Origin of the sequence: Shewanella nanhaiensis, assembly GCF_019457885.1 — a bacterium.
Lineage (GTDB): Bacteria > Pseudomonadota > Gammaproteobacteria > Enterobacterales > Shewanellaceae > Shewanella > Shewanella nanhaiensis.
Genome location: NZ_JAHZST010000069.1, coordinates 1 through 373, shown reverse-complemented (window position 1 = coordinate 373; position 373 = coordinate 1). Strand labels below are relative to the sequence as shown.

Here is a 373-nt window from a genome sequence, read left to right as displayed (position 1 = left end):
CCAATCAGTATAAAGATTTGATCGCTCAGCGAGAGTTTAGCGGTCCTGAGGCAAGGTCTTTAATTGCTCCTGCATTAATGACATTCACCACATCCATGTGGTTTGCAACGAGTGAAGAGCATAGTGATTCTACTGTCAAGCTCGTTAACACAGCATCAGCACCGCTAAAACTCGCCTGTAAGGAGTGTTTTTGGCTGCCTACTTCTGCGTTGAATGAACTCACAAGGGAATAACCATTCTATCATACATTCGCCTTGAATTAGTTTGCCAAAAGACACTCTGAGTAGATCAACTTGTATGGATAATAAACCTACCTAATTTACAAATAACTCCCAGTTTCGGGTAATGTGAGACCCAGGCTTTAGCTGCAACT

General features: G+C 42.4%; 1 protein-coding gene. It reads left to right on the top strand.

Annotated elements, in window-relative coordinates; genetic code table 11:
- Positions 1–233: hypothetical protein (locus K0625_RS24380; protein ID WP_220111931.1), on the top strand; the 233-nt coding region annotated here is incomplete at its 5' end.
- Between the last annotated feature and the right edge of the window lie 140 nt (positions 234–373).